The sequence below is a fragment of the Variovorax sp. LjRoot175 genome, from assembly GCF_964253805.1.
Taxonomy (GTDB): Bacteria; Pseudomonadota; Gammaproteobacteria; order Burkholderiales; family Burkholderiaceae_C; genus Variovorax.
Window position 1 is genome coordinate 4,354,707 of the sequence record NZ_CAXURY020000001.1, and the last position, 14,866, is coordinate 4,369,572.

Sequence of the window (14,866 nt, forward strand, 5' to 3'; positions counted from 1 at the left end):
GGCCTCAGACCGCCGCGGCCACCTTGAACTGCTTGGCCGCGAAGGCCCAGATCAGGCGCGTGGCACTCGGCCCGGCTGCATCGCTGAAGGGCAGCCGCGGCGCCCCGCCGCTCCATGCATGGCCCAGGCCGGCCACTTCGCACAGCATCACGAAGGTGCGGCCGCCGCGCTTGAATTCGGTCACGCGCATCGCATGCCGCTTGCCGCGCTGCAGCGTACGCTCCGCGCCGGGCTTGGCGCCGGTGGCCGTGGCCCAGACCTCCGCCGTGCTGCCCGCATTGCTGGCCGAGACCACGACGTCGGCATCGCCGTGCAGCACCAGCAGGGGCGGCAGCGTGGTGAAGACGGCGGCGGCGCCCATGGCCTTGCCGACGGCGGTCGCCGGCATGGGCGGCACGTGGCGCCCGCGCATGGCGCCCAGCGCGGTGGCCGGCGATCTGGCGGCGCCGGGCGCCACGCCGGAGTGCATGGCTACCGCCTTGAAGCGCACCGGGTAGCGCGTGGCCAGCAAGGCGGCCATGCTGGCGCCGGCGGAGAGGCCGGCCACGGCGACACGCTCGCGGTCCACCGGATAGAGCGTGCAGGCCTGGTCGAGCGCGGACATCAGGGTCGCGGCTTCCGCGTCGGCCTTGCCGGAACGCCGGTCGTACCAGTTCCAGCAGCCCTGCGGATGAGCGAGCCGGTCCTGCTCGGGGTAGAGCACGAAGAAGCGCTCGCGCGCCGCGAGCAGGTTCATGCGCGTGCTGACCGCGAAGTCGCGCCCGGTCTGCCCGCAGCCGTGCAGCATCACCAGCAGCGGCAGGCGTTCACCGGGCTGGATATCAGGCGGCCGGTACAGGTGATAGCGGCGCGCGCCACCGGGGCCGATGGCCATGCCGGACAGCCAGTCGCCGGGGCCGCGCGGCGGCTTGAGCTGCTTGGCGGCGGCGCGCGTCACCTCGCCCGCGATGCGCGTGCCGCTGCGCAGCGTGGCATTGGTGAGCGCTTTCAGGCTGCGCTGGTAGGCGCGCGTGAATGCCGAAGCGGCGAAGGTCGGGGGACGACGGGCCATGGTGAATGCGTGGGCCGGATTCACCGGCCCGGTACACCTTAGCAGCTTCCGCGCCCGGCCTGGGCTAGTACACCTCGGGCACGTACATCGACTCCGGCACCGGCTGGCGCAGGTAGTCGGCATTGCGCACGCGCGCCGGCAGTTCGATGGGCGGGTGCGGCACCTCGTGATAGGGCAGCTGGCCCAGCAGGTGGCTGATGCAGTTCAGGCGCGCCTTTTTCTTGTCGACGGCCTGCACCACCCACCAGGGCGCCTCCTCGATATGGGTGCGCTCGAGCATGGTTTCCTTGGCCTTGGTGTATTCCTCCCAGCGGCGGCGGGATTCCAGGTCCATCGGGCTCAGTTTCCACTGCTTGAGCGGGTCGTGGATGCGGCCCAGGAAGCGCATGTGCTGCTCTTCGTCGGTGATCGAGAACCAGTACTTGATGAGCTTGATGCCCGAACGCACCAGCATGCGCTCGAAGTCCGGGACGGTGCGGAAGAACTCCTCGTACTCGTCGTCGGTGCAGAAGCCCATCACGCGCTCGACGCCGGCGCGGTTGTACCAGCTGCGGTCGAACAGCACGATCTCGCCCGCGGCCGGCAGATGGGCCACATAGCGCTGGAAGTACCACTGCGTGCGCTCGCGGTCGTTGGGCGCCGGCAGCGCCGCCACGCGGGCCACGCGCGGATTGAGCCGCTGGGTGATGCGCTTGATCACGCCGCCCTTGCCCGCCGCGTCGCGGCCCTCGAACAGGATCACCACCTTCTGCCGGCTGTGCTGCACCCAGTCCTGCAGCTTGACCAGTTCGCCCTGCAGGCGGAAGAGCTCCTTGAAATAGGCTTGGCGCTCAGCCTTGTCGGCGGTGCGGCCCGATTCGAGCTCCTCGAGATTGCGATCCTCGATCTCGAGCTCGAACTCCTCGTCGTAGCTGTCGACCAGGTCGCGCGCGATGCGCTCCATCAGGTCGTTGTGGTCGCTGAGGGTGCTGGGCAGCGTCATGGTCGGCTCGAATCAGGGGAAAAGACCATGCTGCCCCGCCTGCATGACGAACATGTGACAGAAAAGGCGCTTTCGGCGTGTCGTCACGATACTGACATATGAGACGCACAGCATTGGCGGGATTCGCCTGCCTTCCGACCCTCTGACGTTCTGAACCGCTCCGCCTTGCCCTCACCCCGGGATATCGCCACCGCATCGTATGGCGGGGACGAAGCAGGCCTGATCTGCGGCTACCTCTTCGACGCAGCGGCCGAAGAGCCGGCGAGCGCCATCGATTCCGCCGCTGCGGCCGATTGGCTGCAGCAGGCCGAGCCGCCGGCCGGCGCCTTCCTGTGGCTGCACTTCAACCTGAGCCACGCGCAGGCCGAGCGCTGGCTGCAGCGGCATGCGGACCTGTCCGACACCTTCTTCGAGACGCTGAAGGAAGGCCTGCATTCGACCCGCATCGAGCGCGCCGACGATTCGCTGATCGCGGTCATCAACGACGTGCATTTCGAGTTCAGCTTCGAGCCCTCGGACATCTCCACCCTGTGGATCAGCGTCGGCCCGCGCCTGGTGGTGACGGCGCGCGCCAAGCCGCTGCGCTCGGTCGACGCGCTGCGCACGGCGGTGAAGGCCGGCGATGCGCCGCGCTCCACCACCGAGCTGCTCGAACACCTGCTGCGCGCGCAGGCCGAGGTGCTGGTGAACATCGTGCGCGGCGTGACGGCGCGCATCGACACGATCGAGGACGAACTCCTGGCCGGCCGACTCGACCACAAGCGCGCCCGGCTCGGCGCGATGCGCCGCCTGCTGGTGCGGCTGCAGCGCCTGCTGGCGCCCGAACCGGCGGCGCTGTTCCGGCTGCTGCAGCGCCCGCCCTCCTGGATGGCCGAAGCCGATGCCCAGGAACTGCGCGGCTCGACCGAGGAGTTCTCGGTGGTGCTGCGCGACATGGGTGCGCTGCAGGAGCGCATCAAGCTGCTGCAGGAAGAGATCGCGGCCAACGTCAACGAGGACAACAACCGCAGCCTGTTCGTGCTGACGGTGGTGACCGTGCTGGCGCTGCCGATCAACATCCTGGCCGGCCTGTTCGGCATGAACGTGGGCGGCATCCCGCTGGCCGAGGACAAGCACGGCTTCTGGGTGGTGGTGGCGATCGTGCTGAGCTTCACCGCGATCGCGGCCTGGGTGGCATTCCGCAAGAAACGCTGAAAAGACGAAAAGAATAAGATCGTGGCGTGTCTTCCATCCTCAATGCAGACCTGCACTGTCACTCCGTGGTGTCCGACGGCACCCTGACCCCCGAAGAGCTGGCCGCCCGGGCCGCCGCCAACGGCGTCGAACTCTGGGCCCTGACCGACCATGACGAAATCGGCGGCCAGCACCGCGCAGCCGCGGCGGCCCGCGAGCAGGGCATGAAGTACCTCACGGGCACCGAGATCTCGGTCACTTTCGCCAATGAAACGGTGCACATCGTGGGCCTGGGCTTCGACCCCGAGGACGCGGCGATAACCGAGGGCCTCTACGACACGCGCGGCGGCCGCGGCAAACGCGCCATGGAGATGTCCGAAGGCCTGGCCAAGGTCGGCATCCATGGCGCCTACGAAGGTGCGCTCAAGTTCGTCGGCAATCCCGAGCTCATCTCGCGCACGCATTTCGCACGCTTCCTGGTCGAGCAGGGCCACTGCCGCGACACCAACGAGGTGTTCCGCAAGTTCCTCACCGAAGGCAAGCCCGGTTACGTGCCGCACCGCTGGGCCACGCTGAAGGACGCGGTGCGATGGATTACCGGCGCCAAGGGGCTGGCCGTGATCGCGCACCCCGGCCGCTACCGGTTCACTGCCAACGAGGAGTACGCCCTGTTCCTCGAATTCAAGGAGCACGGCGGCCGGGCGATCGAGGTCGTCACCGGCAGCCACTCGCCGGCCGAATACGAGGAGTACGCCGACAAGGCGCTGGAGTTCGGCTTCGCCGCCTCGCGCGGCAGCGACTTCCACAGCCCCGTCGAGAGTCACTGCGACCTGGGCAAACTTCCCTGGCTCCCCGGCAAACTGACACCGGTGTGGGAGCTGCTGGAGCACCGCATCCAGTGACCGGGCCGTCGACGAGCGGCGGCCTGGCCGTCCGGAAGAGCACGCGCGACATCGCATCCGAGCGCATCCTGGCCGGCATCGGCCTGGTGCTCTTGGCCGTCGCCTGCTTCGCAACGCTGGACACCGCCACCAAGCTCTCGACCGCCGGCGTGCCGATCCTGATGGGCGTGTGGTTCCGCTATGCCTTCCAGGCGGTCGCGACCACGGTCGTGCTGCTGCCCAAGCACGGCCCCGCGCTGCTGCGCACCCAGCATCCCAAGTACCAGCTGCTGCGCGGCGCCCTGCTGCTCGCGTCGAGCACGCTGGCCTTCCTCAGCCTGCGCTACATGCCGCTGGCCGAATTCACCTCGGTGGTGTTGATCGCGCCGCTGGTCATCACGCTCCTGGCCGCGACCACGCTCAAGGAACAGGTGTCGCCACTGCGCTGGGCGCTGGTGGCGGGCGGCTTCGCCGGCACGCTGGTCATCCTGCGCCCGGGTGGCGAAGCCTTCAGCTGGGCCGTGCTGCTGCCGATCGGACTGGTGCTCACCAACGCCTGGTTCCAGGTGCTGACCAGCAAGCTGGCGCAGACCGAGAACCCGCTCACGATGCACTTCTATACCGGCTGGGTCGGCACGCTGATCGCCTCCCTCACCCTGCCCTTCGCGTGGGCGGCACTGCCGGGCTGGCACTGGTGGGCCTTGCTGTGCCTGATGGGCTTCATGGGCACGGTCGGCCATTTCATCCTGATCCTGGCCTACCAGCGCGCGCCAGCCTCCACCCTCACGCCCTACCTCTACGCGCAGATCGCCTTTGCGATGCTGGGCGGCTGGCTCATGTTCTCGCAGGTGCCGGACCGGCTCTCGCTGATCGGCATCGCGACGATCGCGATCTGCGGCGCGGCCGGCGCCTGGCTCACGGTGCGCGAGCGCCGCGTGCCGATCGAGCCGGCCGAATCCTAGGCAGAATGCGCAAGGCCATGGCCCAGTACTTCGAACTCCACCCCGACAACCCGCAGCAGCGCCTTCTCAAGCAGGCCGCCGCCCTGCTGGCGCGCGGCGAGATCGTCGCGGTGCCGACCGATTCGAGCTATGCACTGGCCTGTCACCTGGACGACAAGGATGCGGTGGACCAGCTGCGTCGCATCCGCCAGGTCGACGAGAAGCACCACCTGACGCTGATCTGCCGCGACCTGAGCGAGCTCGCCGCCTATGCGCGGGTCGACAACAAGCAGTACCGGCTGCTCAAGGCGGCCACGCCCGGGCCCTACACCTTCCTGCTCGAAGCCACCAAGGAAGTGCCGCGGCGCGTCAGCCATCCGCAGCGCAAGACCATCGGCCTGCGCGTGCCCGACCACAGGGTGCTGGGTGAACTGCTCATGCTGCACGGCGAGCCGCTCCTGGCCACCACGCTGATCCCGCCCGGCGAGACCGAGGCGCTCAACGATGCGCAGCTGATCCGCGAACGCTTCGAAAAGCAGATCGGCGCCGTGATCGACGCCGGCGCCTGCCCTTCGGAGCCGACCACGGTGGTCGACCTCACGCCGATGGGCATGGGCGGCGATCCGGTCCTGGTGCGGCAGGGCCGCGGCGCGCTGGCGGTGCTCGGCCTTTGAGCCCGGCCTCCCTGGCCGGTCTGAGACAATGGGTTGGTGGATATTTCAAACCTGATTCAAACCGTGCTGATCTACGCACTGCCCGTGGTCTTCGCGATCACGGTGCACGAGGCGGCCCACGGTTACGTGGCACGCTACCTCGGCGACAACACGGCCTACGTGCTGGGGCGCGTGACGCTCAACCCGGTCAAGCACATCGACCCCATCGGCACCATCCTGATGCCGCTCCTGCTGTACTTCGCGACCTCCGGCGCCTTCCTGTTCGGCTATGCCAAGCCGGTGCCGGTCAATTTCGGCCAGTTGCGCAATCCGAAGCGCGACATGATCTGGGTGGCGCTGGCGGGGCCGGTCTCGAATTTCATCCAGGCCATCCTGTGGGCGCTCTTGCTGGTCGGCCTGGTCGCCGCGGGCGTCGACGAAACCTTTTTCATCAAGATGGCCCAAGGCGGCGTGCTGGTCAATCTCGTGATGTGGGCCTTCAATCTGTTTCCGCTGCCCCCGCTCGACGGCGGCCGGGTGCTGGCCGGCCTCCTGCCGCGCGGCGGCGCGCAGGAGTTCCTCGCGCGCATCGAACCCTACGGCTTCTTCATCGTGATGGGCCTGGTCATCGCCGGCATCGTGAGCACCTGGTGGCTGCGCCCGCTGATGAGCTTCGGCTACCAGGCGATCAACCTGCTGATCTCCCCCCTCACGGCCCTGCTGCGCTGAGTTTTCCCCCATGGCAACGTCCTCCACCGCTCCCGTCCGCTTCCTCACCGGCATCACCACCAGCGGCACGCCGCATCTGGGCAACTACGTCGGCTCGGTGCGGCATTCGGTGCGCTTCAGCCGCCAGGCCCATGTGCAGAGCTTCTACTTCCTGGCCGACTACCACGCGCTGATCAAGGTCGACGAGCCGGCGCGCATCCAGCGCTCGACCCTCGAGATCGCCGCCACCTGGCTGGCCTGCGGGCTCGATCCGGAGCGCGTCACCTTCTACCGCCAGTCCGACATTGTCGAGATTCCCGAGCTCACCTGGCTCCTGACCTGCGTCACCGGCAAGGGCATGCTGAACCGCGCCCATGCCTACAAGGCGCAGATGGACAAGAACATCGCGCGCGGCGAGGACCCGGACGCCGACGTGAGCGCCGGCCTCTTCATGTACCCGGTGCTGATGGGCGCCGACATCCTGTTGTTCAACGCCCACAAGGTGCCGGTGGGCCGCGACCAGGTGCAGCACATCGAGATGGCGCGCGACATGGCGCAGCGCTTCAACCATCTCTATGGCGAGCACTTCACGCTGCCCGAGGCCGAGATCGACGACGCGGTGGCCACGCTGCCGGGCCTCGACGGCCGCAAGATGAGCAAGAGCTACGACAACACGATCCCGCTCTTCACCCCGCGCGCCCAGCTGCAGAAGCTGATTGCCGGCATCGTGACCGACTCGCGCGCACCCGGCGAGCCCAAGGATACCGAGGGCTCGGCGCTGTTCCAGATCTACCAGGCCTTCGCCGACGGCGAGGAAACCGAAGCGTTGCGCAAAGCCTACGCCGACGGCATCGGCTGGGGCGATGCCAAGCAGATCCTGTTCGAGCGCATCGACCGCGAGGTCGCGCCGATGCGCGAACACTACGATGCCCTGCTCAATGACCCGGCGCAGATCGAGAAGATCCTCCTGGCCGGCGCCGACAAGGCGCGAGCGCTCTCCCGCCCCTTCATGGCCGAGCTGCGCCATGCCGTCGGCCTGCGCAATCTGGGGGCCGGGAGCCAGGGCACGGCCCGCAAGGCAGCCAGGGCCGCGCGGCCGAGTTTCAAGCAATACCGCGAAAAAGACGGGCTTTTTTATTTCAAGCTGCTCGACGCGAATGGTGCACAACTGATACAAAGTCTGGGTTTCGCGTCGCCGCAGGAGGCGGGCCGGGCGATCGCGACGCTGCGCGAGCAGCGCGGCGCCGGACTGACCCTGATCGCCGCGCAACTCGAACCCATCGACAATGCGGGCATGCGAACGACAACGGAGGCCCTGGAAGCGCTTGCATCCGAGGCTGCAAACGAGAAGAACTAGGGAAGATTCCGCGCGATGACGACCGGCACCGCCGGCCAGCGCGCACACAGTGAGAAAAAAGTTATGAGTATTTATGTCATCGACGATCACCCCTTGATGCGCGACGCCATCGTGATGGTGCTGCGGCGCCTGCGGCCGGCCGAGAACATCGTGGAGCTGGAACGGCTCGACAAGCTGGCCAGCGCCGTCAAGCAGCACGGTGCGCCGGGGCTGTTCTGCCTCGACCTGAAACTGCCCGATGTGACAGGCGTCTCAGGCGTGATCGCGGTGAAGCAGATCTACCCCGACGTTCCGGTCGCGGTCTACTCGGCTTCGCCGGCAGCCGACATGGAAGAGGCCTGCATCGAGGCCGGCGCCGACACCTACATCGAGAAGTCGGCCAGTTCCGCGGAACTCACCGCCGCGCTGCGCGGCCTCCTGATGGCCGACAGCGAGGCCGAGGAGCCGGTGGCCGCCGCCAACAGCAAGCTGTCGAAGCGCCAGACCCAGCTGATCGCCATGCTCGACCAGGGCATGAGCAACCGCGACATCGCGACCGAGCTCGACATCAGCGAGCACACGGTGAAAGTGCACCTGTGGCGCCTGTTCCGGCGGCTGGGAGTGAAGAGCCGGACGCAGGCGCTGCACCACGCCCGCACGAACGGATTGCTCTCCAGCAACCCCTAAAAAAACCGGGCTCGTGGCCCTAGGGGTTGGCTTAAAGCGTTGACGCCAAAGCCCAAGACGCCAAACGACCTCCGAGTCACTTGCTGCCGGGGGTCGTTCCTTTTTGTGCAAGAGCCGTAGGCCCGCAATGGAGCAAAGGGGAACAGCCGGTTAGGGCCCGGTGCGGTCCTTCAGCATCAAGAGAAGCTGACCTTCGTCAAAGCCACTGAACGGCCATTTCCAGTCATTCACGACGGTCCGCATTGGGCATCCACGCATCGACGGGTGTAGGGCTCGCCGCGACGCTGAGATCGCACCGATCTTTTCGCCGAGCATGTCGCTCTCCTTCTCAACGATGCGTTGAGAAACGAACTCAAATGACCTGAACGCAAGCCGAGACCCTTCGCTCGCAAGCCCCGTCCGCCTTCGGGCCGTCGCATGACTGGCTCAAAGGCGCTCGCTTGCCCTTTCTGCACACGGGCGCCAGCAAGGCCAAGCCACGTCGGCCAAACGTAGTGCAGCGTCGACGCAAGTACAACGCGAAAGTTCGGATTGCAGCGCGGTCTATTCGTACTGGCCCGCAATGCCGGATCGGTCGTCCGGTGATGCCACGGCCTTGTCGATCGCCAGCGCAAGGCGTGCCGCGAGGTCGCGGTCCATGCCCAGCAGCCGCGCGTGGTCGGCCCGCGCCTTCGCCATGTCGCCCATCTGCGTGAAGAGGACGCCGCGATACATGTAGGCCTGCGCCAGCGCCGGCTTGAGTTCGATGGCCCGGTTGTAATGACGCAGTGCGCGCTCGAAGTGTTGTGCTCCCTGCATGCGCACGCTGTAGGCGAGGTTGTTGTGCGCCTCGGCGAACTTCTCGTCGAGTGCCAATGCCTGTTCGAAAAGCTTCTGGGCCTCGGCATGGCGCCGCTCGAGCAACACTTTCACGCCCTCGTTGTAGACGCGCACCGCGCGCTCGCGCGGCGTGCCCTGAGGAACAGGCAGCGGGTCGCTCTCGACCGCGAGCGCGTGGCTCCAGGCGAGAAGCGGCGCCGCCCCCGCTGCGCGAAGCAGCAGCCTTCGCCCTGACTCAACCGCGGCCGAGCACTTTCCGTGCATGAATCACCTCGGGTCGTGGGCTATCGGCAGTCTCCGTCAGTTCGAGCACCTTCGTGTAGTGCGAGCGTGCCTTCGCCGCGTCGCCCAGGCGTTCGGCAGACCGCGCCGCGCCGAGGGTGGCCCGCAGCCGGTTCGGTTCGCGTTTCAGCACTGTTTCGTACCCACGCAATGCGTCGGCCGGCTTGTTCAGGTCGAGCAGCGCATTCGCCAGCACCTCGCGTGCCGGGACGATCGGCCCGGGCGTAACGACGTGCTTCTCCGTCGCATCCTCGCGCGTCGCGGCCTTGCGCAAGATGTCGAGCCCCTCGTCGGCACCGCCATCGACCAATGTCGCGAGACCGCGCACGACCTCGGACTGGATGTCGATCTGGTCGGCCCAGTAGGCGATCTTCAGTGCTGTGGCCGCGTCGCGCAGCTGCTGCAGGCGCTTGAACTCGACCTGCACGCGTGCGGAGTCCTTCAGCATCGCCGCGCCGACCCCGCGCGCGAAGGCGTTGACCGCCTCCGCTTGCGGGTACTTCTGCCAGGGGTACGCGCTGGCCGAAGGTGTCAACTCCAGACCGGCGGCCTCGGACCAGAGGCCGCCTTCGAGTGCAAGGCGGGCCGGGATGGCGCCATAGGCGTAGGCCGATGCAAAGCTGTCGGCGCGATTGGGCAGCGCCTGCGCCTCGGCCATCACCTGGCGTGCGGCGCGATCCTGGTTGAGCTGCAGGTGCGCATAGACCATGTAGTCGAACGCGTGCATCGATTGGGCGGACTTGCCGGCATCCGATCGCGCCGAGGCCCGGTTCGATTCCACCGAGTCGCGCCAGGCGCCGAGCCGCGTGAAGATGTGCGACGGCATGTGCTGCGCGTGCGCGGCATCGGGGGCGATCTTGCTGTAGCGACGCGCCGCCTCGAGGCCTTGGTGGGCGATCGGCGGGTAGTCGTAGCTGTGGATCAGGTAGTGAGCCACGCCCGGGTGATCGGGCAGAGCCTTGAACAGCGGCTCGAGCTGGCGCGCGGCCCGCAACTGGTTGGCGTAGGTCTTGTCGGTCGGATCGAAGTTGGCCGACAGCACCAGCGAATGCAGGATCAACGCCTCGCGGTCGTCGGGATAGCGCTGCGCCACCTTCTCCAACTCGCTTTCCAGCGCCTTCGCGCGGGTGCGGTGGTTGAGCTTCTCGTGGTCGCGGTAGAAGGCCGACAGCGCCGCGACGTAGTCGCGCTCCCGCTCGCTCTTGAGGCCTGTTGCGCGTGCGGCGTCGAGGGCTGCGCTGCCGTCGGCCAGCACTTTCGCCGACACGTTGCCGGGCCAGCCGAAGGGGTTGTCCAGCAGCGAGAGAGCCCGCACGAAGTGCGCCATGCCGCAGCCGGCGTCGGCCTTCAACGCCCGGTCGAGCGGATCCTTCACGTACGACCAGGCGAAGGAGTGGTAGTAGGCCATCGCGAGGTCGATCTCCTTCTGCGCGGCCGCATTGCATTCGACCTTGAAGTGCACGGTGCCGAGGCGATCGGGCTTGCCTGCGGTGTCTTGCGCGGCCACTGGAAACGCTGCGCCGGCCATCGCGAGCAGACAGGCCACTGCGCGTGCGGTGAGAATGAAGTGATGCATGCTGTGCCCTCCTGGGACGCCGCCGGGATGGCGGCAATGCGCCGCGCCCGAAATCGACTCTAGTGCGTGATCTCCGGGTTTACAAGGCTCCGATCGAACCGTGGGGGATGCACCTTCATTCGATCACGCGATCGGCGCGATGCAGGACCGATCGCGGGATCGTGACGCCGAGGGCACGCGCGGTCTTCTGATTGACGACCAGCTCGAACCGGGTGGGCTGCTCGACCGGAAGTTCCCCTGGATTCGCGCCCTTGAGGATCCTGTCCACGTAGTACGCGGCGCGGAAATGGGTCTGAGTCAGGCTTTCGCCATAGCTCATCAGGCCGCCGTCGTCGACGGCCTCGCGCAGGCCGAAGAACGAAGGCAAGCCGTGCTTGGCTGCCATCTCGATAAAGCGTCGGCGATGTTGGATCACGAACGGATCGTCGGGCAGCACCAACACCGACGCGACGCCCTGACGGGCCATGCCTTCGAAAGCCGCCGGAATGTCGGCCGGCGCGCCGATCGGCACCGGCAACACGCGTGCGCCGAGGGGGCTTGCCGCTGCCTCCATCTCCTTGAGGAAAAGCTTGTGCACCGGATTTCTGGGAAGGAACAGCACCGCCACCGGCGATGCCTTGGGCATGGCAGCGCAACCAGCGCTGCGAGGCGAATGAGGGTTGCCCGTTTCGGAAGACGATCCATGGTGGCCTCCGTCTTGGCGTCGACGATCGCGCTCGACCACCAAGCCGGGCGCGCTTCGAAAAAGTCTACGTCTCGACGAGGCGGCGCCAAGGAATTCTTTCGCCGCAATGGTGTGCCCCATTCACAGCTTGCGAGCTTGAAATCTCAGCCGGCCCGGCGTTCGACGTCGCCGCGCACCCCGGCGGGCAAGCGCGCCAGCAACCAGCGGATCGCCAGCGGCACGATCACCAGGTCGTCCACGACGCCGAGCAGCGGGATCGCCTCGGGCAGCAGGTCTGTCTCTCCAATCTAGACAACCGTCACTGAAGCGCAAGCTCCGGACACGCTGTACAAGCCGAGCTCGCGCGCGTTCCCGCTGTGTTGTGGTTGACGCCAGCGCCCAGCGAACGCCTCCAGCGGCGACTGCGGCGGTCTGCTTTGGAGAGCTTGCGCAGCAGCGATCTGCGCGTCATCGGTATGCGCGCGACAAGGCATGTCGCGTTGAATGAATGAGTGGGTGAAATCGCATCGCGGCCCTTGCGATCGACAAAGGCCCTCTCCGGAGCATGCGAGGTGGCTTATGTGGCCCATCAAGCGCTTCGCGGGAATCGCAGGATGCCGATTGATGCCCGGTAGCACCCCGTACCGCCTCAAGGACGGCACTCTCAACGCTCAAATGTTGTCGCAGCTGCGCCTACACCTGCAGGCTGGGCTGAGCTACAACGAGGTCGACCGAGCGCTCAATATCTCCGAGAGCAACGGGCAAGTAAAGCCAAAGCCGTGAAACGCGCCAACGCTGTCGTGGCCAAGGAGAGGGCCCCGCACCGAGCGCAAGGGGCACGCATCTTTCGACGCCGATTTGTGACGATCTGGTATTTCGGAACGAACTCGTCGAATCCGGCAAGCTCACGCCGGTCATCGACGGGACCTACCCGCTGAGCGAGACTCCTGCCGCGCTCGGCCATGTCGAAGGGGGCACTCTCGGGGGAAAGTCGTCGTGACCGTGTAGGCCGGCGTTGGCACCGGCCGGTCTGTCCTCGAAGGCGGCGTGGTCATCTCCAGGTCGAACGCAAGGCGCTCGCGGCCATCAGTTGGTTCGAGGAGCGCGTCGAATGGACGAAGACCGTGTGAATCGCCCATCCCCACCGACAGCTTTGCGGCGCCGAGTCAGCGCGACCGACCGTCAACACTGGGTCGAGAGCGGCGTCGAGCGGCTGCTTTATGGCATCCACATGAACGGCTGGTGATGGCCGCATTCTGCCTGTCGGCGTCGGGCGGGATAGGACAGGACTGCGCGAACTCATCGGCGAAGAAATCGCCCAGCCAAGACAGTAGTGTCGCGGCCACGCCGGCGACGAAGGACTCGCATTTCGGGCAGCACCGCTCAAGTCAGAGGCTTCGTCCAATCGCCCGCATCCGGTCGCTGTGTGATGCGCTCGATTGGCTGGGCAGCTTGGGCCTCGATGAGGCCGCAGATGACGTCGGCAAACGGCTTGATGTTTCCGTAGGTGCTTGCCTGCTCAAGGGCTGCGAGGTATTGGCTGCGGGACTGAACGGTGACGATGGTCCAAGGGTAGCCGCCCGTCGTCAGCATGTAATTCATGAGGAAGCGGCTCAAGCGCCCGTTGCCGTCCATGTAGGGGTGGATGAACACGAACATAAAATGGCCCAGTACCGCTCGTACGCCCGGATGATTCTCCTCCTGCAGTAGTTCCATCAGCGCCGGCATGCAGTCGCGCACCGCGTCTGGGCCCGGCGGGACATGCAGCGCATTGCGGATGAACACCTGGCTGTTTCGGTAGCCCGCCAGGTCTCGAGGCCTCAAGATGCCCGCGGTTACGCTCGGCGAGAACAGCGCCACGTACCACCGAGAGAAGTCCTCCTTGAATGCAACCGCAGGACTCTTGCTCGATGACAGCACCTGGCCAATGAACTCTCGCAGGTGTTTGTGGGTTTCCGCGTAGCCCTTTGCTGCCATGGCGTCACGCGTCTTGCGGTCCTCCTCGCTGGTCAGTGGGCTCCAGTCTCCGTTGCGCACCTTCTCGATGAGTTCAATGCTCACGCGGTAGCCTTCGATGGACAGCGAGTGGTACGCGTCTGCCACATACCGGGCGGCAATGTCTGCCAGCAGTTCCTGGACTTCGGTGTGCTGACGGCGAGGCACTGTCTCGAACCGCTGCACCACCTCCTCGCGCATGCTCGACCACATGGCTCGCATGTGCTGGACGTAGGGCGACTCGTTGAGCCGGCCGCCAATATGCGCCAGCGGCCGCTCGAAGGGGTTGTTTTCGGAGACGACGTAGCCCGCGGCCTTCATCGTAGCCACCAACTGGCTGGCGTCGGCCTCTCGACCCGCCGCTCGCAAGGCTCCCGCCATGCGCCCTGCAACCACACTGTGGCCGCCTTCCAGGAGAAGACCCGTCAGCGTCGTGATGTCGACCTGCCGAAGCGCAACCTGGGCTGCAAGCTCATGGCCGGTGAAAAAGGATGGGCTCACCCGAATCAACGCCTCCGGGAGCGGAACGAGAATTAACCCGCTCGCACCGGGCGAGCGTCCGTCGACCAGAGTCTGCGGCTTCACTTTGTACATGAACAGCGAGCATCCATGCGGCAGGTCCTGGTGCTTATTGCTGGCTTCGGGAGAGTGCAACTGAATCTGCTTGGCCACGCTGGTGTGGCCGCTGTGCTTGAGCAGCGATAGCTCTGGACTCAATTGCCATTTGTCGTCAAACCTGGCGTTCGCGTACGCCGCGACGAACACCTCCATGCTCGCGTACCAGTGGGTGGAGTCGCCGTCACCCTCTTCGGGGTTGCTCGGCAACAGCCAGCCTTGAATGACCGGCTTCAGGAATCCTGCGGCTTGAAGGCGCTCGCGGTGTACGCGGGTGAGTTCGGGCGCCTCCGAAGCCTGAATCACCTGGATGCCCTTGTCTTGCAAGGACTTGAGCACGTGCAGGGAAGCGGCGAGCTTTTCATTGGGCGTAGCCATGAGCGGGTGGCTCCAGTATTGAAACTCTACTATTTTGCTACACTATTGCTCTACTTTTGAGTCTTTCTGAATATCTACAATTTTGTTTTGCGCTGGCTCTACTTTGATGCCGGATAAGGTCGGCG

General features: G+C 66.2%; 16 protein-coding genes. 9 read left to right on the forward strand and 7 right to left on the reverse strand.

Annotated features, from left to right (window positions below; genetic code table 11):
• Positions 1-4 precede the first annotated feature (4 nt).
• Both ACSQ89_RS21675 and ppk2 read right to left on the reverse strand, forming a co-directional pair.
• Entirely contained in the window at positions 5-1,051 is a 1,047-nt protein-coding gene (locus ACSQ89_RS21675) for an extracellular catalytic domain type 1 short-chain-length polyhydroxyalkanoate depolymerase (protein WP_436294976.1), read from the reverse strand.
• A gap of 64 nt (positions 1,052-1,115) precedes the next feature.
• On the reverse strand, positions 1,116-2,033 hold the full coding sequence (ppk2, locus tag ACSQ89_RS21680; RefSeq protein ID WP_093111169.1) for a polyphosphate kinase 2: 918 nt from the start codon (positions 2,031-2,033) through the stop codon (positions 1,116-1,118).
• A 165-nt stretch (positions 2,034-2,198) separates the two neighbouring features.
• On the opposite strand from ppk2, the gene ACSQ89_RS21685 reads away from it, so the two are divergent.
• From ACSQ89_RS21685 to ACSQ89_RS21715, 7 genes are all read left to right on the forward strand, one after another.
• Entirely contained in the window at positions 2,199-3,227 is a 1,029-nt protein-coding gene (locus tag ACSQ89_RS21685) for a transporter (protein ID WP_093111167.1), read from the forward strand.
• Positions 3,228-3,253: 26 nt separating this feature from the next.
• Positions 3,254-4,108: a 3',5'-nucleoside bisphosphate phosphatase gene (locus tag ACSQ89_RS21690; RefSeq protein ID WP_436294975.1), complete on the forward strand. Its 855-nt coding sequence runs from the start codon at positions 3,254-3,256 to the stop codon at positions 4,106-4,108.
• Positions 4,105-5,049, forward strand: a complete 945-nt coding sequence (locus tag ACSQ89_RS21695; RefSeq protein ID WP_244504086.1) for a DMT family transporter — start codon at positions 4,105-4,107, stop codon at positions 5,047-5,049. Before ACSQ89_RS21690 ends, ACSQ89_RS21695 begins: the two co-directional genes overlap by 4 nt.
• Before the next feature lie 17 nt (positions 5,050-5,066).
• Positions 5,067-5,702 (forward strand): L-threonylcarbamoyladenylate synthase, encoded by a 636-nt coding sequence (locus ACSQ89_RS21700; RefSeq protein WP_093111282.1) that lies wholly within the window; start codon positions 5,067-5,069, stop codon positions 5,700-5,702.
• Between the two features lie 36 nt (positions 5,703-5,738).
• Positions 5,739-6,410: a site-2 protease family protein gene (locus ACSQ89_RS21705; RefSeq protein ID WP_436294974.1), complete on the forward strand. Its 672-nt coding sequence runs from the start codon at positions 5,739-5,741 to the stop codon at positions 6,408-6,410.
• Between the two features lie 10 nt (positions 6,411-6,420).
• Positions 6,421-7,746, forward strand: a complete 1,326-nt coding sequence (locus tag ACSQ89_RS21710; protein WP_093111163.1) for a tryptophan--tRNA ligase — start codon at positions 6,421-6,423, stop codon at positions 7,744-7,746.
• Between the two features lie 63 nt (positions 7,747-7,809).
• Positions 7,810-8,412, forward strand: a complete 603-nt coding sequence (locus ACSQ89_RS21715; protein WP_436294973.1) for a LuxR C-terminal-related transcriptional regulator — start codon at positions 7,810-7,812, stop codon at positions 8,410-8,412.
• Positions 8,413-8,955: 543 nt separating this feature from the next.
• Here the strand turns inward: ACSQ89_RS21715 and ACSQ89_RS21720 are convergent.
• The 4 genes from ACSQ89_RS21720 to ACSQ89_RS21735 form a co-directional block, all read right to left on the reverse strand.
• Complete coding sequence (locus ACSQ89_RS21720) at positions 8,956-9,495, reverse strand: tetratricopeptide repeat protein (RefSeq protein WP_436294972.1); 540 nt, start codon at positions 9,493-9,495, stop codon at positions 8,956-8,958.
• Entirely contained in the window at positions 9,467-11,089 is a 1,623-nt protein-coding gene (locus tag ACSQ89_RS21725) for a tetratricopeptide repeat protein (RefSeq protein WP_436296380.1), read from the reverse strand. The genes ACSQ89_RS21720 and ACSQ89_RS21725 overlap by 29 nt, the downstream gene beginning before the upstream one ends.
• A gap of 115 nt (positions 11,090-11,204) precedes the next feature.
• On the reverse strand, positions 11,205-11,714 hold the full coding sequence (locus ACSQ89_RS21730) for an ABC transporter substrate-binding protein (RefSeq protein ID WP_436294970.1): 510 nt from the start codon (positions 11,712-11,714) through the stop codon (positions 11,205-11,207).
• Positions 11,715-11,917: 203 nt separating this feature from the next.
• Positions 11,918-12,061: a DUF1232 domain-containing protein gene (locus ACSQ89_RS21735; RefSeq protein WP_093112166.1), complete on the reverse strand. Its 144-nt coding sequence runs from the start codon at positions 12,059-12,061 to the stop codon at positions 11,918-11,920.
• A gap of 560 nt (positions 12,062-12,621) precedes the next feature.
• Between ACSQ89_RS21735 and ACSQ89_RS21740 the strand changes: the two genes are divergently transcribed.
• Entirely contained in the window at positions 12,622-12,753 is a 132-nt protein-coding gene (locus ACSQ89_RS21740; protein ID WP_436296621.1) for a zinc-binding dehydrogenase, read from the forward strand.
• 111 nt (positions 12,754-12,864) lie between these two features.
• Positions 12,865-12,999, forward strand: a complete 135-nt coding sequence (locus ACSQ89_RS21745) for a hypothetical protein (RefSeq protein ID WP_436294969.1) — start codon at positions 12,865-12,867, stop codon at positions 12,997-12,999.
• 137 nt (positions 13,000-13,136) lie between these two features.
• Here ACSQ89_RS21745 and ACSQ89_RS21750 read toward each other — a convergent pair whose 3' ends face one another.
• Positions 13,137-14,741, reverse strand: a complete 1,605-nt coding sequence (locus ACSQ89_RS21750) for a Fic family protein (protein ID WP_436294968.1) — start codon at positions 14,739-14,741, stop codon at positions 13,137-13,139.
• Positions 14,742-14,866 lie beyond the last annotated feature (125 nt).